Source organism: Thermomonas sp. (assembly GCF_019104945.1).
Taxonomy (GTDB): Bacteria; Pseudomonadota; Gammaproteobacteria; order Xanthomonadales; family Xanthomonadaceae; genus Thermomonas.
On record NZ_JAHRWW010000008.1, the window covers coordinates 18,745 to 39,278 of the forward strand.

Genomic DNA, 20,534 nt, shown 5'->3' on the forward strand with positions numbered 1-20,534 from the left:
ACGCTGCGTTGCAGATGCAAGTCTCCTAACGCCATTTTGCCTGCTTACAATCCACGTATTCACTTTTTTACCCTAGAGCCCCATGGCCTCAACATCGCCCCCTCAACGCTGGAACCGCCTAAGCCAAATGCTGCATTGGTTGATCGCGCTACTCATTCTGGCCATGGCGGCCATCGGTCTCATCATGGTGGACTTGCCCAACACCCCCAGCAAAATTGCTATTTTTGCCATCCATAAATCCATTGGCATCAGTATTTTGGCCTTAGTCGCACTTCGTTTAGGCTGGCGCTTATACAGTGGCGCCCCGGCTCCATTAGCGAATACGCCGAAGCTTCAGCAGCGCATTGCAGGGGCCATGCACGTCGCCCTCTATGTTCTGCTGCTGGCCATGCCGATCAGCGGGTGGCTACTCAACTCGGCGGCCGGTTTCCCGCTGCAATGGTTTGAGCTTGTCAATCTTCCTGCAATCAGCGAACCAAGCGATGCGCTGAAAGAACTCGCTACACGCGCGCATCAGCTTATGTTCCTAGCCCTGGCTGGCTTAGTTTTGTTACATGCAGCAGCGGCGATCCACCACCATCTTTTTCTACGTGATGCCACACTGGTACGCATGCTTCCACGCGGCTGGCTGCGCCATCCCAATGGAGAAGACGCATGATGCCGCGCCTCGCCATGGTCGCCATTGCCCTGCTGCTTAGTACGCCCAGTTTCGCCGCCGATTACGTGCAGGCGCAGGGCTCTTCACTGAACTTTGCAGGCAAATACCAAGGCGCCGCGTTTAACGGCCGTTTCCCAAAATTTGCCACTAAGCTCAGTTTTGACCCAGCCAAGCTGCAAACGGCCAAGCTCGATGTGAGCATCCCACTGGCCAGCGCAAGCACCGGCAACGCCAGCTATGACGGCGAGCTACGTGGCAGCGCATTCTTTAACGTCGGCAAGTTTCCGCAGGCGCGCTATGTGGCCACCAAATTTCGCGCACTCGGCGGCGACCGCTACGCGGCCGACGGCACGTTAAGCCTGCGCGGCGTCAGTAAGCCCGTCACACTGACCTTCACCTGGACACCCGGCGCGCAGCCGGTCTTGGCGGGACGCGCAAGCGTCAGCCGCCTCGCCTTCAACGTCGGCGGCGGGCAATGGGCCGACACCAAGCTACTGCCCGACACCATCACCATTTCCACACGCGTGGTTTTGCGCCCGCTATAGACCTAAGAACTGGCGCACCGCCTGCGCATCGAATGGCCAATCCAGCTCAGCGGCGTGCTGCGTATCGCGCAATACCGGCACACGCACGCCATAGCTTGCCTCCAACACATCATCGTCATCGATAAACACCGTGTCGAATTCTGGTAACTGCGCCTGCGCCAACACATCCAACGCAAGATCACATAGATGGCAGTTATCGCGCTGATAAAGAATCAATCCCATACGCGTGCGTTCCTTTATTTTGTCCACTGGACATAGAATACGTGTTCCCACGTCACAGCCATCGCTATGTCCGTCTCCACGTTTGACCTCTATAAAATCGGTATCGGCCCTAGCTCCTCGCATACGGTGGGCCCAATGCGCGCCGCCGCGCGGTTTGTAAGCCACTGGCTGGTAGAAAACGGCGTACTGGAACGCACCACGCGCATTCGTGCCGAAGTTTTTGGTTCACTCGCCCTCACCGGGCGCGGCCACGGCACCGATAAAGCGGTACTGATGGGGCTGGAAGGCCACTGGCCGAACGAGATTGACCCCGACATTATCCCGCCTGCGCTAGAACGCATCCGCAGCGGAAAGAAAATTCAACTTGGTGGCGGGCGTGAAATCGCATTTGATGAAAAGCGCGATCTCATTATGAATAAGCGCCAGAAGCTGCCGTTCCACACCAACGGCATGCGCTTTATTGCATATGACGCCGACGGCAACGAGCTGGCCACGCGCGATTACTATTCGGTGGGCGGCGGCTTCGTGGTCAATGCCGATGAAGCGGCAGAAGACCGGATCGTTGCTGATACCACACCGCTGCCGCATCCGTTCAATAACGGCGACGAGCTGCTTGCCGAATGCGCCCGCAGTGGGCTGAGTATTGCCGAGCTGATGTTTGAAAATGAAAAAGTCTGGCGCAGCGAAGACGAGATTCGCAGCGGGCTGCGCGCAATCTGGCAAGCCATGCAGTCGGGTGTGGCGCGCGGCATTCGCGCTAATGGCACGCTACCCGGAGGGCTGCACGTTGTCCGCCGCGCACCTGCGCTACACAATGAACTATCGACGCGCCCCGAAGCCGCCATGCGCGACCCGCTCACCGTTCTTGACTGGGTCAACCTTTACGCACTCGCCGTCAACGAAGAAAACGCCGCAGGCGGCCGCGTGGTCACCGCCCCCACCAATGGCGCGGCCGGCATTATTCCTGCGGTAGCGCATTATTACGAGCGTTTCTGCGCCAGCGAAAAAGACCCCGCCGCCCGTGAGCAAGGGATTTTCACCTATCTACTGACCGCCGCCGCCATCGGCATTTTGTATAAAGAAAACGCCTCGATTTCCGGCGCCGAAGTAGGCTGCCAAGGCGAAGTGGGTGTGGCCTGCTCGATGGCCGCTGCAGGCCTTACCGCTGCGCTTGGTGGAAGCCCCGGGCAAATTGAAAACGCCGCTGAAATTGGCATGGAACATAACCTAGGCCTGACCTGCGACCCCATCGGTGGGCTGGTGCAAATCCCCTGTATCGAGCGCAACGCGATGGGCTCGGTCAAGGCGATCAACGCCAGCCGCATGGCCCTGCGCGGCGATGGCCAGCACAAGGTCTCGCTGGATAAAGTCATCAAAACCATGCGCGACACCGGCCGCGACATGCAAGACAAATACAAAGAAACCAGCCGCGGCGGCCTCGCCGTAAATGTGATCGAGTGCTGAAATACAGAAAATAGCTCAAGTTTTCCCCTAGGCAGTCGCTACCGGTTTCGCGGTAAGCTTGAGCTGTCGGGGTAAGGGGAAAACTCGATTCACGGTCAATTTGCCATTCGTCATGAGCCAGCACGAAATTCGGCGCCATTTTGGGCCGCATGCGCTTTTTTATTGCTTTTTTTGGGCCTTATTAGCTTAGAAACTCATGCTTTAGAAACTGATAAGCCGTTTCGCGATTTTGTAGTAGATCAGTGGGATGTCAAAGAAGGCCTTCCGCAGATTACAGTTTTAGCCATCACCCAAGACACCAATGGCTATCTTTGGTTTGGCACACAAGCCGGATTAGCGCGATTTGATGGCGTGCATTTTCATCGCTATACCGCAGAAAACGCCCCTAACTTAAATGCCAATATCCAAGCGCTCCACGCAGATCGCCAAGGGCGGCTCTGGATTGGGACAGCGCGCGGCCTCATTCGCTTTGAACAAGGGCAGTTCAAAAAAATTTCACACCCCAAAGATGGCCTCGACTTTTCCATTCGTGCCATCGCCGCAACTGCCGATGCCGTTTACATTGCAGGGCCAGACGGCCTCTATAGCGCGCAAGGCGACCAACTGCGCCGCCAATATGCCATCCCCAGCGGCGCGCTCAGCCTGCTCAATCACGGGGACGACCTGTGGATTGGCAGTGCCGGGCAGGTATTTTTGCTACGTAATAACACCTTGCGTGCGTTCCCGCTCCCGGAAAGTGCAAGCGGCATCCCCATCACATCCCTAGCGTGGTTTGAGGGCGAGCTTTGGGCTGGCTCCAGCCGCGGCCTGTTTCGCCTGCATCAAGGTAAATGGCTTCCCGCAAGCACGCGCATCAACCAAACGACGCCAACCGTCGAAGCCATGCTCAGTGACCACAACGGCACCCTTTGGGTGGCCACCACACAGGCACTGGAACGGCTGCGACAGGGCCAACCCACCGAGCATATCCGCAATGCCCCCGGCACCATCAGCCTGCGCACTTTATTTGAAGATAGCGACGGCAATCTTTGGATGGGCAGCCAGACCGAAGGTGTCGCGCGCTTTTGGAATGGCTATACGCGCCGACTAGACACGGCATACGGCCTTGCAAACCCACTCACTTGGTCGCTGGCAAAAGCGCCGAATGGCGGCACTTGGTTTGCCACCGGCGACGGCGTTGCGCAGTGGCGTAATGGCCGCTTCACCCAAGTGATTCAAGGCACGCAACTTCCGCACACAGAAGCCTACAGCCTCTTTGCCGAAGCCAATCAACTATGGATCGGTACGCGCGCCGGAGTTGCGCTATTTCGTGATGGACATGTTGAAACACCTGCGCCGCTTGCACCAATGCGCAACACGCAAATCAACGACATTGTGCGCGACCAACAACAGCGCTTATGGTTTGCCACAACCAAGGGGCTCTTTTTACTGAACCCCAGCAACAAGCTGACACTCTACGGAGAACGCAGCGGCTTTACCGATACCCGTATTCGGGTTGTTTATGAAACGAGAGATGGGCGGATCTTGGTCGGCGCCACCCGCGGATTGTTCGAATGGCGCGACGGCCAGATTATTCCACTTGGCCGCAATACCGGATTAGAAGAAGACATCGCGGTCACCTCGATTCTTGAACTTTCCGACGGGCGCTGGCTGATTGGCAGCAGTACCGGGGACGGCTTGCATCTGTTTGACGGCAAGCGCTGGACAGCCCTTGGCTCTGATAACAACCTCCCCGTTATCATCCCGTTCTATGTAGGGGAATCGGGGGATGATCTCTGGGTTGCAGGCATGCAGGGGGTCTATCGGCTTGCGATGACCGAGCTCAATAAAGCCCAAGCCAACCCGCGTGCCCAACTGCGTGCGCAGATCATCATCAACTCTGGTTTTGAGCGTCCTGGCGGGCAGACAGACAAGTGCTGCAACGGCTCCGGTGGCGGGCGCGGCCTTATTCAAGACGGTCAACTCTGGCTGCCTACACGCGACGGCGCCCTACTTGTCAATTTGAATGCGGCGCAGCCTAAGGCAACCCACCCTGTTCAAATTGAATCCATTGACATCGATAACCGCACGCTTCTCGCAACACATGCCGTCATTCATTTTCCAATTGACGCACGCAGCCCAAAATTCAATTTCGCAGCACCTGCATTTCAGCCAGCGCAAGTGCCGCTATTACGTTACAAGCTAGAAGGCTATGACAACGAGTGGCGTTCGCTGGAAACCCCTAGCCAACGTAGTGCGAGCTATAGCAACCTGCCTCCTGGTGACTATGTATTCAAAGTGGCCGACTTTAATACCGATAACCCACTGCTAAGCGAAGCACACATCGATATCGAAGTCCCCGCGCATGTGTATGAAACCTTGGCGTTTCGTATTCTTGTTGGGCTCATTATTACCGCACTGATCTGGCTGGCCTACCTTGGCCTGCGGTTTCGCTATACGCGCCAGCGCGAGCTATTGGAACAACTTGTACGTGAGCGCACGCAAGAACTGCAGATCGCCAACCGCAAATTGCAGGAAATCAGCTTTACAGACCATCTCACCGGCCTGCATAACCGGCGCTATCTTGCCCAGCAAATCCCCGTGGACAGTTCGTTCTACGAACGTGATGCCAACTACCGTAATGGCAACGATGCAGCTGTTTTTATTCTGCTCGACATCGATCACTTCAAAGCGATCAACGATACATGGGGGCATGCTGCAGGCGATTTAGTGCTGCAGCAATTTGCTGAACTTCTCGAATCCATCAAACGTAGCGGCGATTATGTGGCGCGCTGGGGCGGCGAAGAATTCTTGCTTGTATTACGGCCACTGCCTCGCGGAAGCCTTGCGCAAATCGGGCAGCGTCTATGCGATAAGGTGGGCGAGAAAGAATTTGACCTAGGCAACGGCGTGCGCCGCCACATCACTATCTCTGCAGGGCTTGTGGAATCGCCCCTTTTCCCCGATCGCCACCACCAACTGCTCAGCTGGGAACAACTGGTGACCTTGGCCGACCATGCGATGTATCAGGTCAAAATTTCCGGGCGCAACGGTTGGCTCGCTTGCAGGCCAGTACCCGGCGCTCACTTCCCCGAAGGGGACCGCATATTCAACGGCAACCCAGACGCCCTACTCGACCGTGGCATTCTTGAACTCTATGGCCGCGAAGGGCGAATTACCCCCAGCGCGCGTCAAGGGCGGCCTTCCCCTCAGCCGCAGGCGCCCGACTGAATCTTTAGTACGTCGTCTAATAATGCCGCCGCCGTCACTTCCGCACCTGCTCCCGGCCCTTGAATCACCAGAGGCTGATTGGGGTAACGGTCGGACCAAATGGCCACACGGTTATCGGTTCCGCCTCCGCCTACCAATGCGTGCTCACTTGGCAACGCGGCAAGCCCAACACTGGCCTGATGACCCGCTTGTAGGCGCGCGATAAAGCGCAGCTTCTCACCGCGCTTCCACGCCTCGGCATAGCGCTCGCGCAGCAGCTGATCGAGTTCTGGCAGCGCTGCATCCAATGCTTCGCGCGGCAGTTTGGCAAGTGTCTCCGGCACGAGCGACTGTACGTGTACCGTTTCACTTTCCAGCGCAACCCCAGATGCCCTTGCCAAGATCAACAGCTTGCGTCGCACGTCTTCGCCCGATAAATCTTCGCGCGGGTCCGGCTCGGTATAGCCGACATCGCGCGCTTCACGTACAAACCCGGAAAACGGGCGCAGGCCGTCATAGTGATTGAACAGCCACGCCAGCGAGCCCGACAGCACGCCTTCAATCGCGTGGATACGATCACCACCTGCCTGCAGCGCGCGTATCGAGCGCAACAGCGGCAACCCAGCCCCCACCGTGGCGCTATCGCCATAATGCGTACTACCGGCCAAACACCCCTGTTGAATTGCCTGCCAACGCGCCAGCGACGTGCCTTGCCCAAGTTTGCAGGCCGTTACCACGTGAATACCCTGCGCCAGCCAATGCGGGTGCATATCTGTCACCTGCGAAGACGCCGTAGCATCCACCACGATCCGCATTCCAGGCCCTGTCAGCGCGCGCTCTACATCGTGTAGAGCCCCCGCATACGAAGCCGTTTGCAACTGTACCAACACGTCGCCCACCGCGCCGTTCGGCGTGCTCAACGCATGCCGCGTATTCGCCACATGCACCAAGCTTAGGTGTGCGGCCAGCGGCCCATCCTGCCAGCGCTGCAGGCGCGCCAATACGGCACTGCCTACGGTGCCTGTTCCTAATAGCGCGATCCGCGCTGGCTGAAGCAAACGCCCGGTCATTTCGAATCCTGACATGTTCGGCGCGCCGCTTGCGCACGCTCTAACGCCGCGCTCAAGTCTGCCAATAAATCTTCGCCGTATTCGATCCCCACCGAGAAGCGCAGCATCCCGTCGGTAATCCCCGCCGCCGCACGCGCTTCAGGCGTCATCGCCGCGTGGGTCATCGTGGCCGGGTGTGCCACGAGGCTCTCAACACCCCCGAGTGATTCGGCAAGCGTGAAGTATTTCAGCCCATCCAAGAACGCACGTACCGAGGCATCACCACCTTCCAGCTCTGCGCTCAGCATCGCACCAAAACCATATTGCTGCTGCGCTGCCAGCGCATGCCCCGGATGCGAGGCAAGGCCGGGATAATGCACCGCACGTACCGCAGGATGCGTTTCCAGCAGCGTTGCGATGGCTTGCGCATTCTCTTGATGCACGCGCAGGCGCGCATCCAGCGTGCGTAGGCCACGTAGGGTGAGAAAGCTATCAAACGGCGAACCGGTCAGCCCAAGGCAGTTGGCCCACCACGCAAGTTGCTCATGCAGACCTGCGTCTTTGGCCACCACCGCACCACCCACCACATCGCTATGGCCGTTGATATATTTGGTGGTGGAATGCACCACCGCGTCCGCACCGAAGTCGGCAATCGGGCGCTGCAGTGCAGGCGACAGAAAGGTATTGTCGGCCACGGTAAGCGCGCCCACGGCGTGCGCGGCGTCGATCACGGCGCGCAGGTCGGTGATCCGCAGCAACGGGTTCGACGGGGTTTCAATCCACACTAGCTTAGGCTTGCGCGCCAGTGCTTGGGCTAACTCCTGCGCATTGGTCAGGTTACACGTCACCAGCTCAAACGCCCCTTTCTTTGCCAGCGCGTTAAACAAGCGCCAGCTGCCGCCGTAGCAATCGTGCGGCACCACCAGCACATCGCCCGGCACCAGCAGCGCATGCAGCAGTAGGGTGATCGCGCCCATCCCGGTAGCGGTCACCACGCCGCCTGCACCGCCTTCTAATTCGGCCAGCGCTTCCGCCAGCAAATTGCGGGTCGGGTTGCCGCTGCGGGTGTAGTCGTAGCTGCGCTTTTCGTTGAAGCCAGCAAAGCTAAAGGTGGACGACAACACCACCGGCGGCGTCACCGCGCCAAACGCGGTGTCACGGTCGATCCCTGCGCGCACGGCGCTGGTGGCACGATAAGGGGCGGCAGCACGGCTGTCTGTCGTCATTGAACGATCTCCAAAACAAAATTAGGTGCGCGAAGGGCGCTGACTGCCAAACAATTCACTGGCAAGTAGAGCGTCAATACGGTCGGTTTCTTTCAAGAAGGCATCGTGGCCATAGGGCGAGCGCAGCACGCGCAAACGCCCGCGTCCGCCAAGACCCTCGATTAGCGCTACAGCATCAGACATAGGTACAAGGCGATCGCCCTCCACTGCGATCACCGACACCGGCACCCCCACCTGCGCAGGGTCCACGCGATGCAGATCAATCGATTCCGACAGGCGCAGCCACGCCGTGGGGCTCACTCGCGCCACAAATTTAGCGCCAGCCGCTTCCAAATAATCTTCTGCGGCCACCCGCACTTGGCCGTTATGAATTTCCGGCGGCGCATTGAAACGCTCGCCAAACTCTTCCTGCGTGCGGTAGCTCAGCATCGCAAACTGCCTCGCCAACGACAGCCCCTGCTCGTCGGCGCACTGCAGCCGCCCCAGCGCAACGGCCTTACGTTGCAACGCGCGCCACGCGGCAGCATAAGGGTGCGGCTGGTGCACGCCGCTCACAGCCACCAGCTTGCGCAACCGTTGCGGGTGACGCACGGCCAGCTGCAAACCCACCAGCGCGCCATAGGAATACCCCACATACGCCGCGAGTGTGCCGATGCCCAGCGCGTCCAGCAGCAACGCCACAGCATCGGCTTGGTCGGCGGTGTCGATCGGCGCATCGATGCTGCCATCGGCCCCGATATAGTCAAACGCAAGCACACGCACCTGTGTCGGGTCTAGTGCTCGTCCCGCATCCAGCAGCCCCTGCGCCCAGCCCGCCGTGGGATCCGCCTCCGTAGCGGTAACATGGCGATGCGCGGAAATCCCCCCCGCCACCAGCACAACCGGCGCGTCGGACGGCCCCAACAGCTCGTAATTCAGCCGCAATTTGCGCACACCCGCATAGCGCGTGGCCAGTACCGCGTCCACACTACCGCACTGCGCACCCGCTTGGGTCACGCGCACACAGCCCGTTGTCGCAACGGGCTGTGCCGCTACAAAGCTACAAGGAGCAAGGGGTTGAACATGGGGCATTGCAGGACTCCGGCATACAGGGGCCATCGGAGTGATGCAGGGAAACCGGGAAGACCGAATGAATCGGCGTCACGAAGCCACAGTTGCGGCTTCGCAACCATCTTCCGGCAGACGCGCAGGTCCCCGCAGGATTTGGCACCTCGGCAACGGCGCGAATGCTGTTGTCAGGTTGCCCCGGCATCCAAGGGCCTGTCCCTCCGCCGGTCTCGATGGTCTGGCCAGTCTGCCGTTCTGTGAAGCCCATGTCAATCGCTTCATCCAGATATAGCGATTCGTATAACAAATTGATATAAAACAGACCCCCTCCACTGCCATAATGCGCGCATGCAAAAGTTCATTCTTTTTTTCGCCCTACTTTTTAGCGTTCATGTCTCTGCACAAACAACCATCGCCAAGTTGCGGGTAGAAGCCAGCAGCGACGGCTATCGCGTTTATGCCGACAACACTCTTCCGGCCCCCATTGAAGTGCGCCTAACCGCGCGCCAAGCCAAAGCACTCAACAGCCAGCCAGAGTTACCCGCACGCGCCAGCGTCCCGGCTTCGGGCAGCACGCTGGTTGCGATCATGCAGCCCACGCGCGGTGTTAGCGGGCTGACCCAGTTGCAGCTACAGGCGGTACAGGGCAGCTCCAACGCGCAGCCACAAGATGTGGAATACCTGTCTCCGATCGCCAGCGCCACGCCGCAGATCGACCAAGGGTTTAAAGGCCAATTTAGCCACGAAGATAGCGAAAACCGCTACGCGCTCGACTTCGCCATACCGGAAGGCACGCCCATACTGGCCGCACGCGAAGGCGTGGTGATGCAGGTGCAAACGAGCTTCAGCCAAAACGGGCTGGACTATGCCAAAGACGCATCGAAAAGCAATTACATCCGCATCCTGCACGACGACGGCAGCATGGGGCTCTACGCGCATCTCGCCGAACGCAGCGCATTGGTGCAAGTTGGCGACCGAGTACGTGCGGGCCAGCGCATCGCGCGCTCCGGCAATACCGGCTTCAGCACCGGCCCGCACCTGCACTTTGCGGTGCAGGTGAATCGCGAGATGCAGCTGGAATCGATTCCGTTCCGAATGCAGGGGCTTTAATCGCCCGACGGCTGTTCCGCAGGCTCAAGCATTTCACGCCACTGCGGCAAACGATCGGCCATCCCGACGGCGCGCAAATACTCGTCGTCGGGTTCTTCTTCCGCCACCAGCGCGGTCGCCACATGCACCGCACCGGTCACCCAGAAACCGCCGGTGCGCATTTTGCCGGGGGTTTTCTGATAGGCCACCGCCTCCACAATCGGCATTGGCAACCCCCACAACCCCAGTAAGTAAGCCCCGGCTTCGGCATAGTGCGGGCCTTCTTCCCCCTCACTCCCAGCCGATACTCCCGGCAGCAAGCGGCCAATTTCCGCCAACAAACTCGCAGTTGCGGCAAGTTCGGCGCTTGGCCCCGGCAGCAGGCGCCGCGCAAGGTTGGATGCACGCAGCGCGCGGTCTTGCATCGCTTCGCGCTCACGGCTGTTGCCGAGGCCCGGTCCGCCGAAGGCTTCGATGGTGAGCACCAAGCGCAACAGCGCCTGATGCCCCAGCCGGTTCACCGCCGAGCGCATATCGCTGATTTCACGCCCGCCCGAAAAATACGCCGAATTGCACAGCCGCAGCACCTTGGCAGCAATCGCTGGGTCCTGCGACAGCGCACTGGCGATCATCGTATTGCTGGCGCCCTCATCGCGCAGCAGGCGGGTCAACTGCAGGTAGAGCTTGGGAGGAGGCGGCAGGGTATTGATCCGCCCCAGCGTGCGCTTGAGTTCTTCGCTATCCAGCAGCTCGCGTAGATCCACCACGCTTTCCACAGCCGCCACCAGCTCATCGGGGTCTAAAGGCCGCCCTAACACGCGATGCGCGCCATCCACACCTTGCGCAATATCGATGCCCGCTTCATCCGGCGATTCGTCCAGCAGCAAAATGCGCACCGCCTGCGGGCGCTTGGCCGCAACACGCGCCAATAACTCTGGGCCACTTGCAGAGCCTGGGCGTAAGCCACAGACAAACACGTCAAACGTTGCCGCGTCGGCATCCAGTGACGGCGCCTCGGCCAGCCAGTCGATCGTCCAATCCAGCCCAAAATCCGCTAATAGCGTTTTGAACTCGTCTGCCCGATCGAGGTCTTCCCCGACAACAACAATGTGCATGGCGAACCCCTGCCCTCTCACGAAATCCATCCCCCCATGCTGCCGCGCCCGGTATAATTTAGCAATGTCCCAAATTGCCCAAGAAGCGGCACGCCGTCGCACCTTCGCTATTATTTCCCACCCAGACGCGGGTAAAACCACGTTGACCGAAAAGCTATTGCTGTTCGGGGGGGCCATTCAGATGGCCGGCAGCGTGAAAGGCCGCAAAGCCGCCCGCCACGCCACCTCCGACTGGATGGCACTGGAAAAAGAGCGCGGCATCTCCGTTACCAGCTCGGTGATGCAGTTCCCTTACGAGGGACGTATCGTCAACCTGCTCGACACCCCCGGCCACGCCGACTTCGGCGAGGACACCTACCGCGTGCTCACCGCGGTGGACAGTGCGCTGATGGTGATCGACGTCGCCAAGGGTGTGGAAGAGCGCACCATCAAGCTGATGGAGGTGTGCCGCCTGCGCGACACCCCCATCATGACCTTCGTCAACAAACTCGACCGCGAGGGCAAAGACCCCATCGAGCTACTGGATGAAATTGAATCGGTGCTGGGTATCCAATGCGCGCCGGTCACTTGGCCCATTGGTATGGGTAAGCGCCTGAAGGGCGTGGTGCACCTCATTAGTGGTGAAGTGCATCTATACGAACAAGGCCGCAACTTCACCCGCCAAGATTCCACCATCTTCCCCTCGCTTGACGCACCGGGTGTTGAAGCGGCCATTGGCGCAGCCTTGCTCAATGAAGTACGCGAGCAATTGGAACTGGTGCAAGGCGCTTCTGCGCCGTTCGATCAAGACGCCTATCTCGCTGGCCAGCAGTCGCCAGTATTTTTCGGCTCTGGTGTGAATAACTTCGGCGTGCAACCACTGCTCGACTTCTTCGTTGAACATGCCCCAGCACCGCGTGCGCGCCCCACCACCACGCGTGACGTAGCCGCCAACGAAGAAAAGCTCTCCGGCTTCGTCTTCAAAATTCAGGCCAATATGGACCCGATGCACCGCGATCGCGTGGCCTTCATGCGCATCTGCTCGGGGAAATTCAGCGCAGGCATGAAAGCCTTCCATGTGCGCAGCGGCAAGGAGGTGAAGCTCGCCAACGCACTCACCTTCATGGCCTCGGATCGTGAAATTGCAGAGTCCGCCTTTTCTGGTGACGTGATCGGCATCCACAACCACGGCACCATTGCTATTGGCGACACCTTCAGCGAAGGCGAAAAACTCAGCTTTACCGGCATTCCATCGTTTGCCCCCGAACTGTTCCGCCGCGCACGTCTGCGTGATCCACTCAAGCTCAAACAGCTACAAAAAGGCTTGGAACAGTTGAGTGAAGAAGGGGCCACCCAGTTCTTCAAGCCACTGATGAGCAACGACCTGATCCTCGGCGCAGTGGGCGTGTTGCAGTTCGACGTGGCCGCCTATCGTTTGAAAGACGAGTACGGCGTAGAAGCCATTTTCGAACAAGTGCAGGTCAGCACCGCACGCTGGGTACGCTGCAACGACGAGAAAAAGTTGGAAGAGTTCCGCGAAAAGAACGCTATGAACCTCGCCATCGATGCCTCGGGCGAGCTGGTGTATCTGGCGCCCACACGGGTCAACCTACAGCTGGCACAGGAGCGCTCACCCGCTGTGGAGTTCCTCGCCACGCGCGAACTGTCGCACGCCTAAGCGCATGCGACAGTCTTTGATCTAAGAAGCGATATAGCGCTGCAGTTGGTCAATATCCTGCTGCTGCGCTTCAATAACAGCTTTCACTAGGTCGCCAATGGACAGCACGCCCACCACCTGCCCGGCCTCCACCACCGGCAAATGGCGAATGCGGCTATTGGTCACAATCTCCATGCAATGCGCCACGCTGTCGCCGGGTGCAACGGTAATGACATCGGCGGTCATGATGTCGCGCACTGGCGTATCTTTGGACGAACGCCCCTGCAGCACCACTTTGCGCGCGTAATCACGTTCGGACAAAATCCCCGCAAGGCGCGCGCCCTCCATCACCAGCAGCGCGCCGATGCGGCGTTCGGCCATCAACCGAATGGCCTCGATCACCTGCGCATCGGGGCCAATCGACGCCACTCCCGCAGGCTTTGCTTCCAACAACTGCCGTACTGTTTGCATGGCCACCCTCGTGTTGTTTGGGACGCTTTGCCAAGCATACTTCAGTTCAACGCCTGCAAATACCCTGCCCCACCCATCTTGCCCATTTGCCGCTGGATGACGCGCGCACGCTTTTGCACATACGGCCCCGGCTTCGCTGCGTTATAGCGTTTCGGGCTGGGCAGTACCGCTGCCAGCCGCGCTGCCTCGGATGCATTCAAGCGCGCCGCGTCTTTGCCGAAATAGCGCCTTGCCGCCGCCTGCGCGCCGTACACGCCATCGCCAAATTCAGCCACATTGACATACATCTCAAGAATGCGCCGCTTTGGCCAGAGCACCTCGATCAACCCGGTGTACCAAACCTCCAAGCCCTTACGCAGCCAACGCGTCGACCCAAACCCTTGCCAAAGAAATAGATTCTTCGCGGTTTGCTGGCTAATCGTGCTGGCCCCGCGCAGACGCCGCACCGGCGTGCCACGTTTTTCTGCGCGCGCCACCATCTTTTCGTTGTGCTTCTGCGCTTTTTCGATGGCGGCAAAATCAAACCCATGATGGCGGATGAAGTTTTGATCTTCCGAGGCAATTACTGCTAACGGCAGCTGCGGCGAAACCGCACGCAGACTGCGGAAGTCGTAGTGCAGACGAAACCCGAAGTTCCCCGCCACGGCTGCATCCAACCAACGTGCCACCATAAATGTAGAGACCGGCGGATCAATAAACCGCAACGCCACCACCTGCCCCACGCTCACCACGACAAACAGCAATGGCAGCTTCCACCACCAGCCGCGCACACGGCTACGACCTGAACGCTTAGCGCTTGCCATTTTGCCCCACCTTGCACTTGCCGCCTACGCGCCCCATCTTGTTCATCACACCCTCATTTCCTGCGCATTTTTACCCATTATCTGCGCCCTCCTCGTTTCACGGTACCTATATGACGCAATCCCACGACACCCTGCTCCGCTTCCTGCTGCCCGCCGCTGGCGTGCGCGGGGTCGCCGTTAGCCTTGACGCCACTTGGCAGGCCATCGCTAGTCGCGCCCACTATCCTGCTGCTGTTTCCGAGCTTCTTGGTGAAGCCAGCGCCGCCGCTGCTCTGTTTACTGGCCACACCAAGGTGGAGGGGCGGTTGTCCATTCAACTACGCGGCACCGGCCCGGTGCGCACCCTATTTGCCGAATGCACCGCTCACGGCGGCCTGCGCGGCATCGCGCACCTTAGCGAAGCCAGCGCGCCGTTTACCGGCAACCTACAGCAACTAGGCAGCGACGCCTTACTTGCCATCACCATTGAAAACCCAGCCCTTGGTCATGGTGAACCCATGCGTTACCAAGGCTTGGTCTCGCTTCAAGCATCACGCCTTGATGCGGCATTTGAAGACTACTTCCACCAGTCCGAACAGCTCCCCACCCGCATCTTGTTGGCCTGTAACGCCACCCGTGCCGTGGGCTTGATGCTGCAAAAACTTCCGGGTGAAGAAGGCGATAACGACGGTTTTGTACGCGCCAGCGCCCTGTTTGACACCCTTGGCAGCGAAGAACTGCTCGCACTGCCCAGCGCCGACATCATCCACCGCCTCTTTCACGAGGAATCCCCCGAACTTGTGGCCAGCAAGCCTCTGCGATTTGCCTGCTCTTGCTCACGCGAACGCGTGGAAGGCATGTTGCGTTCACTTGGCCGGAATGAGACCGATGCCGCCGTTATAGCAGGAGAAGGCACGGCATCGATCACCTGCGAGTTCTGCGGGCAGGGCTACCACTTCGATGCCAGCGCCGTTGATCAGCTTTTTTCCACCCCCGACCCCACGCACCCGCCCGCCACGAGCACGCATTAATTTCACCCCATCCTCTGCTTGTTAAAGATTCATAAATGACATACATTGCACAATAAGTGTTCGGGGAACTTCCTCCTTCGTCTCACTGTCTTTTGGGTTAACCATGTCACTCCGCCTGCTTCCACTTGCTGCCGCTGTCTTTGCTCTGGCCTTCGCCAGCAGCAACGTGCACGCGCAAACAAAGAAAGCCAAGGCAGGTGACGCCAAAATGGTGCCTGTACTGAACAAAAAGAGCGGCAAGCTTGAGGCCGTGCTCTTGCTAGAGCCCACCGCCAGTGTCAATGGCACGGGGCCGCGCTGGCAGTTTGGTAAAACCACACTAGAAACCACTTTTGGCCTACAAGCCGGCGATTCACTTGCATTGCTCTGCGACCGTAAAAACGGCCCAGCCCCTGCCATCGGCCAGCTTGCTAGTAACTGTGTCCTTGCCTCACTGGACGACAAGCCCGGTAACGTCAGCCGCCGCACCAGCGCTGGTGTATCGCTGGGCCGCGGTGGCAGCAAAGTGGGGCTGAGCATTGGTAACGGCCACGACACCCTACCTGCATGGCTGATTCCCGGCCAACTGGGTGGTGCGCAGTACAAGCAGAATGATTTCTCACTTCTGGCTGAGAAACCCATCGGCCGCGACGGCTTTGTCAGCGTCGGCGGCACCGTTGCCCGCGCCCGTCTGCTCCCTGTTTCTGATGTGCCTCGGTTTGCAGACCAATGGAACACCCGCAGCCTCAGCATCGGCGGTGGCTACGGCGCGTTTGGCGCCAACATCGTTGGCCGCGTGATCAATGTTCCGGGTGAAAGCAAAGTCTGGGAAGGCCTCGGCCTTGGCCTGACCTGGCGCACCCCGTGGAATGGTCAGCTTAGCGTAGGCGCCGACAACGTCATCACCCGCGGCAAAAACCCGTTTACCACCAAAGGCCTCGACAGCGACGAAGGCACCGTGCCTTACGTGCGGTATCAGCAGGATCTTTGAGAAAATCCAGCAGCGCAGCCGTCGCTACTTTCTAGTGGCGAAGCCGCTGCAACGCGTCGATCTTCGACTGATAGCGTAGCTGATCGCCCCCTTTACTCAATCGTTTGGCGGCATCTAACTCAACACTCGCTTGCTGCAACTGTCCTGTTTGATAGTAGGCCCGTGCCAAAAAGAAATGAAATAGGTGCTCCTGCCGATGCAAAGCAACTGCGCGCCGATAATATGCAATGGCGGCCTGCAGATCCCCCGCCTGCTCCAGCCTCCGCCCTTGCCCAAACTGATAGTAAGGGTCTCTGCTTAACATGCGCTTGGCCCGTTTTTGCCAGCGTTCGGCAGCAACCAACTTACCTTCCGCCTGATAAAGCGCAACGATATTCGAATATGCGCTGGATAGCCGCGGGTTCTTCTCCACAGCCGTCAAGAACATTTGTTCGGCCCCAGTAAGATCACCTTGCTGCTGCAGCAATATGCCCGCGTTGCTCCATAATGTCGCATCCTCAGGCGCATAGCGCAGCGCCTGCGACTGCCACACTTGAGCCTGCGCCAACTTCCCATCGATCAGCAACTCCATTGCGCGGTTGCCGTAGAACAACGCCAACAAATGCGCATCATCGATCTGATAGTCCACCACGGGGGCCGCCAAACGATCCGCCGCAATGTCCAGCATAAATTTGCGCTCACCAATCACAACCACTACATTCGCGTGCAGATTTTGCGCCACCACATCACCGGTCACATCCCAAGCCATCACCCGGTCAATTTGTTGCGCATAGGCCGTCAAGCCAGCCTCACGCGCTAACGCCACAGCCATGAGCGTGAACGCCATACAGTTAACCTTGCGCGTCTGATAACTCTCACTCACTGTCCGCGTGGCATAGGCCTCATACGTCAGCCCCAGCCCACTTGGCTTGAGCATGAAATCAGCCAACTTGTACATCCGCTGCTCGGGCGAACGGATACCCATCACTTTTTCTTTAAACTCATCGCGCAGCGCATCGGGGATCGCTAGCACCTGCTCGGCTGGTGGCGGAGCCACGCCTTCTTCTTGCGCATGCAACCGCCCTACTGGTGATTGCAGAGCCAAAACACCTGCCAAAACCACGCCTAGCATACCGATCACCTCGCATGCCCACTCAATAGCGCTTATACGCTCTTCCAAGATAAAGGGGTAAAAAAAACCGGCCTCCTTGCGGAGGCCGGTTGTCACACTTGTTGTACGCGTCAATTAAAAGTCGTAACGCGCAGTGAAGCGGAAAGAACGCGGGCTGGAGTAGTACAACACTTGGCCATAGCGCGGATTTACCGTGGTACGGCTGCTCGCCGAACGCTCGTAGTAGCCGGTTGCGGTTTGCGTGTCGAATACGTTCAGCACGTCCATCGCCAAGGTGAAGCCCTTCGCCCAGCTCGGGTTATAGGTCACGTTGAGGTTGAACGTTGCCGTCCACGGCGTGCTGCCTGCGCTACCGCGCGGGGAGAACGTGTAATCCGCATTCGGGGTCACATTCGGATTATTGACTGCCGTCTGTGCACCCGGTACGCCGCAATAGGAGTAGTACGCGCCGTTATAGATACCCGGCTTCGCATAAGGCCAATAGCTGTAGCAGCTACGCGGACGCCCGCTCTGCACAATGGCGGAACCACCCACACGCCACTGATCGTTGAACTTGTACGTGCCGTAACCCTTGATCTGGTGGGTACGGTTATTCGGCAGGCTGCCGCTCACGCCGTACATCAGCTCCGGCAAATCCCAGTCTTGCGTTACGGAAACGTCTGACTGACCGCCATTGCCTGTATCAACAGATGAGTTCAGCTGGCCTTCGGCATTACCCCAGTTATGCGACAGGGTGTAGTCGATTCGGCCGAAGAAACCGCCCTCGGTATACTGCGCGTACAAATCCAACGCTGCGTACTTGCGCTTCAGTTTCGGGAATGCGGTGCCGAAGTCAACGGCGAAGTCGTGCTCCACCTTGACAAGGTTGCCCGTGCCATCATCTTCCCAGAAGGTCGCCTTATTGCTGCCCGCATTGAAGATAAAGCATTCTGTGGGGCAGATATCATCAATGGCATTCTTCAGGTCACGGAAGGTGGCCTTAGCACCCCACGAGAACGACTCGCTCTCATTCCGCTCCATACCCAGAATAAATTCATCCTGGTAGTGCGGCTTCAAATCAACCTGAGCGATCGTACGCGGGTCCTTGTCATAACCGCACTCCACGTTGGAGGAGAAACCACCGTTAGCGCAGGTGTAGGGACTGGTGGCACTCGTGTACGGAATTGCAACCGGGTTGATCGGCGTACCGTCAGCATTGATACCGGTATAGGTGAAGTACTGCGCGGTGCTCAGCGACGGGTTTGAACCACGCACCGAAACGTTGTTCGGCAGGGCCAAATGATAGCGGCCAATATTACCGAAGACCTTGAATGTGGAATCACCGTTTACGTCCCAGCTAAAGCCAAGGCGCGGCGCCCAGTTATTCTTCTGCTCAACGTAGGCAAGCCCCTTGCCGTTGTAATTGGTAAAGCCATCATTGCGCAGACCAAGGCTTAGCAACAGGTTGTCAGTTATTTGCCAACGGTCTTCAACATACATCGCCTTCTGCTTCACGGTGGTGGCACCGCCGTGTGCGTAGAAATTCTTGGAAACGTAATAGCCCTGCGTACCCAACTGGCCACCAGACGCGGGCGAGCCTACATAGTGGCTGGCATCCAACGCTGCCGTAGGATTACTTGCTAGACCATAAGACCAGTAATAACCGGTTGGCCCAACAACGCCATCACCCAAGTACGAAACCGCTTCGAAGTAGTCGTAGCCGGCGCGCAGATCGTGATTGCCTAAGGTGTAGGTGATATCGAAGCGGCGGGCCTTCGTCTTATCTACGCCATCGAAGTCATACGTCGGGCCGTACTTTTGTTGGTTGGTAATACCCGCGTAAGCCGAAGGTACCGAGCTAGGTGAAAGATCGGTATAGATCTTGGTCGGGTCATACCCTTCCATTGGGTTCGCAAAATTTTCGATCTTCTGCTGACCCACCATCGCCGAAACACTCAGGTTGTCGGTCAGATAACCGGTGTACTTGGCGATATAGAGGCGTGACTTCGACTCTGTGGTGCTGGTGCTGTAGAGCACGTTATCGCGCTTGTTCGTGGTGTAATCAAAGCCGTAGTAGGCAGCTTCAGTCTTGGAATTATCCTGCACCCCGGTGAACTCGAGGATATGGTTGTCGGTGATATTCCAATCCACCTTCGCCGTCCAGCGCGGATAGGTGTCGTTATAAACACCCCAAGCCTGAGCACGGTTCGCTGCACTAATCGGCGACCCACCCGAAGCGGTCGTCCCGTTCAAGTTGCCACGAACGCGAGACGACTCCCTGTCGGTCTTGGTCTGTTCTGCATTGATATACATGAACAAGCGGTTCTTGATCAGCGGGCCGCCCAAGTAGAACCCATACACCTGCGTTTCCGAGCGGTTCAAGCGGTTCAAGTCAAAAAGCTTACCGTCGGTCCAGTTCGCCGGGTTGTTACCCGATGCGGTGTTGTAGTGATTGCCCGAGCTCCAGTGGCCGGTATCCGGATAGTAGATATCCTTATAGTCGCTACGCATGGACTCAGGCGTATAGATTGCATACACGCCGCCCTTCCATTCGTTGGTGCCGCGCTTGGTGATCAAGCTCACCACACCACCGGTGGAGCGACCGAACTCAGCACCGTAACCACCCAACAGCACCTGCTGCTGGTCAATGGAGTCGAAGCCCAGCGTGGTTGAACCAATGCTGGTCAGCGGATTGGTGACCGGATAGCCGTTGATGTAGTACGCGTTTTCAGAAGCCGCTGAGCCACCGAAGCTACCCACATTGGAGGACGAACTATTGTATGCGGTGGAGTTGATGACGCCTGGCGCCATCAGCGCAACAGCGTTGATATCGCGCGGAAGTGCCAATTCTTTCAGCTGTTCCGCAGTAAAGACCGTGCGGGTATCGGTTTGCGAAACGTCGATGCTCTGAATGAAGTTACCACCCTGCACAACCACTGCATCCAGCGTG

At 58.4% G+C, this 20,534-nt stretch carries 17 protein-coding genes and 1 riboswitch; of the genes, 8 read left to right on the top strand and 9 right to left on the bottom strand.

Translation table 11 applies throughout. The annotated features are described in order from the left end of the window. Positions 1 to 82 precede the first annotated feature (82 nt). Both KUL77_RS02045 and KUL77_RS02050 read left to right on the top strand, forming a co-directional pair. Positions 83 to 658: a cytochrome b gene (locus KUL77_RS02045; protein ID WP_297142944.1), complete on the top strand. Its 576-nt coding sequence runs from the start codon at positions 83 to 85 to the stop codon at positions 656 to 658. Beyond that, positions 655 to 1,203 carry a YceI family protein gene (locus tag KUL77_RS02050; protein WP_297142947.1) on the top strand — a complete coding sequence of 183 codons (549 nt, stop codon included), beginning with the start codon at positions 655 to 657 and terminating at the stop codon, positions 1,201 to 1,203. Before KUL77_RS02045 ends, KUL77_RS02050 begins: the two co-directional genes overlap by 4 nt. On the opposite strand, the gene KUL77_RS02055 is transcribed toward KUL77_RS02050, so the two are convergent. Then, on the bottom strand, positions 1,198 to 1,425 hold the full coding sequence (locus tag KUL77_RS02055; protein WP_297142950.1) for a glutaredoxin family protein: 228 nt from the start codon (positions 1,423 to 1,425) through the stop codon (positions 1,198 to 1,200). The two genes, KUL77_RS02050 and KUL77_RS02055, sit on opposite strands and share 6 nt — an antisense overlap. 66 nt (positions 1,426 to 1,491) lie before the next feature. Here KUL77_RS02055 and KUL77_RS02060 point away from each other — a divergent pair, with 66 nt between their 5' ends. Together KUL77_RS02060 and KUL77_RS02065 are read left to right on the top strand one after the other, a co-directional pair. Further along, positions 1,492 to 2,889 carry an L-serine ammonia-lyase gene (locus tag KUL77_RS02060; RefSeq protein ID WP_297142953.1) on the top strand — a complete coding sequence of 466 codons (1,398 nt, stop codon included), beginning with the start codon at positions 1,492 to 1,494 and terminating at the stop codon, positions 2,887 to 2,889. Between the two features lie 171 nt (positions 2,890 to 3,060). After that, the gene (locus KUL77_RS02065; RefSeq protein ID WP_297142956.1) at positions 3,061 to 6,099 is read left to right on the top strand and encodes a ligand-binding sensor domain-containing diguanylate cyclase; all 3,039 of its coding nucleotides are present in this window, start codon (positions 3,061 to 3,063) and stop codon (positions 6,097 to 6,099) included. On the opposite strand, the gene KUL77_RS02070 is transcribed toward KUL77_RS02065, so the two are convergent. The 3 genes from KUL77_RS02070 to KUL77_RS02080 are packed head-to-tail and all read right to left on the bottom strand — an operon-like array spanning position 6,078 to position 9,424. Then, positions 6,078 to 7,163, bottom strand: a complete 1,086-nt coding sequence (locus KUL77_RS02070; protein WP_297142958.1) for a homoserine dehydrogenase — start codon at positions 7,161 to 7,163, stop codon at positions 6,078 to 6,080. The two genes, KUL77_RS02065 and KUL77_RS02070, sit on opposite strands and share 22 nt — an antisense overlap. Beyond that, positions 7,145 to 8,353, bottom strand: a complete 1,209-nt coding sequence (locus KUL77_RS02075; RefSeq protein WP_297142962.1) for an O-succinylhomoserine (thiol)-lyase — start codon at positions 8,351 to 8,353, stop codon at positions 7,145 to 7,147. The genes KUL77_RS02070 and KUL77_RS02075 overlap by 19 nt, the downstream gene beginning before the upstream one ends. 21 nt (positions 8,354 to 8,374) lie before the next feature. Continuing rightward, a complete protein-coding gene (locus tag KUL77_RS02080) occupies positions 8,375 to 9,424 on the bottom strand; it encodes a homoserine O-succinyltransferase (RefSeq protein WP_297142965.1) in 1,050 nt (349 codons plus the stop codon). Positions 9,425 to 9,518: 94 nt separating this feature from the next. After that, positions 9,519 to 9,640, bottom strand: a riboswitch (SAM riboswitch). Between the two features lie 108 nt (positions 9,641 to 9,748). Between KUL77_RS02080 and KUL77_RS02085 the strand changes: the two genes are divergently transcribed. Further along, on the top strand, positions 9,749 to 10,510 hold the full coding sequence (locus tag KUL77_RS02085; RefSeq protein ID WP_297142967.1) for a M23 family metallopeptidase: 762 nt from the start codon (positions 9,749 to 9,751) through the stop codon (positions 10,508 to 10,510). Here KUL77_RS02085 and KUL77_RS02090 read toward each other — a convergent pair. Then, on the bottom strand, positions 10,507 to 11,604 hold the full coding sequence (locus KUL77_RS02090) for an HDOD domain-containing protein (RefSeq protein ID WP_297142968.1): 1,098 nt from the start codon (positions 11,602 to 11,604) through the stop codon (positions 10,507 to 10,509). The genes KUL77_RS02085 and KUL77_RS02090 overlap by 4 nt on opposite strands. A 64-nt stretch (positions 11,605 to 11,668) precedes the next feature. Here KUL77_RS02090 and KUL77_RS02095 point away from each other — a divergent pair, with 64 nt between their 5' ends. Next, positions 11,669 to 13,261 (top strand): peptide chain release factor 3, encoded by a 1,593-nt coding sequence (locus KUL77_RS02095; RefSeq protein WP_297142970.1) that lies wholly within the window; start codon positions 11,669 to 11,671, stop codon positions 13,259 to 13,261. A 21-nt stretch (positions 13,262 to 13,282) separates the two neighbouring features. Here KUL77_RS02095 and KUL77_RS02100 read toward each other — a convergent pair whose 3' ends face one another. Both KUL77_RS02100 and mtgA read right to left on the bottom strand, forming a co-directional pair. Then, positions 13,283 to 13,711, bottom strand: coding sequence for a CBS domain-containing protein (locus KUL77_RS02100; protein WP_297142972.1), 429 nt, complete (start codon positions 13,709 to 13,711; stop codon positions 13,283 to 13,285). A 41-nt stretch (positions 13,712 to 13,752) separates the two neighbouring features. Continuing rightward, the gene (mtgA, locus tag KUL77_RS02105) at positions 13,753 to 14,514 is read right to left on the bottom strand and encodes a monofunctional biosynthetic peptidoglycan transglycosylase (RefSeq protein ID WP_297142975.1); all 762 of its coding nucleotides are present in this window, start codon (positions 14,512 to 14,514) and stop codon (positions 13,753 to 13,755) included. 110 nt (positions 14,515 to 14,624) lie between these two features. On the opposite strand from mtgA, the gene KUL77_RS02110 reads away from it, so the two are divergent. Then, positions 14,625 to 15,524 carry an Hsp33 family molecular chaperone HslO gene (locus KUL77_RS02110; RefSeq protein WP_297142977.1) on the top strand — a complete coding sequence of 300 codons (900 nt, stop codon included), beginning with the start codon at positions 14,625 to 14,627 and terminating at the stop codon, positions 15,522 to 15,524. 103 nt (positions 15,525 to 15,627) lie between these two features. Then, entirely contained in the window at positions 15,628 to 16,494 is an 867-nt protein-coding gene (locus KUL77_RS02115) for a hypothetical protein (protein WP_297142979.1), read from the top strand. Positions 16,495 to 16,525: 31 nt separating this feature from the next. Here the strand turns inward: KUL77_RS02115 and KUL77_RS02120 are convergent, their stop codons facing one another. Together KUL77_RS02120 and KUL77_RS02125 are read right to left on the bottom strand one after the other, a co-directional pair. Continuing rightward, positions 16,526 to 17,605 (bottom strand): tetratricopeptide repeat protein, encoded by a 1,080-nt coding sequence (locus tag KUL77_RS02120; protein WP_297142982.1) that lies wholly within the window; start codon positions 17,603 to 17,605, stop codon positions 16,526 to 16,528. Positions 17,606 to 17,719: 114 nt separating this feature from the next. Next, positions 17,720 to 20,534: TonB-dependent receptor plug domain-containing protein (locus KUL77_RS02125; protein ID WP_297142984.1), on the bottom strand; the 2,815-nt coding region annotated here is incomplete at its 5' end.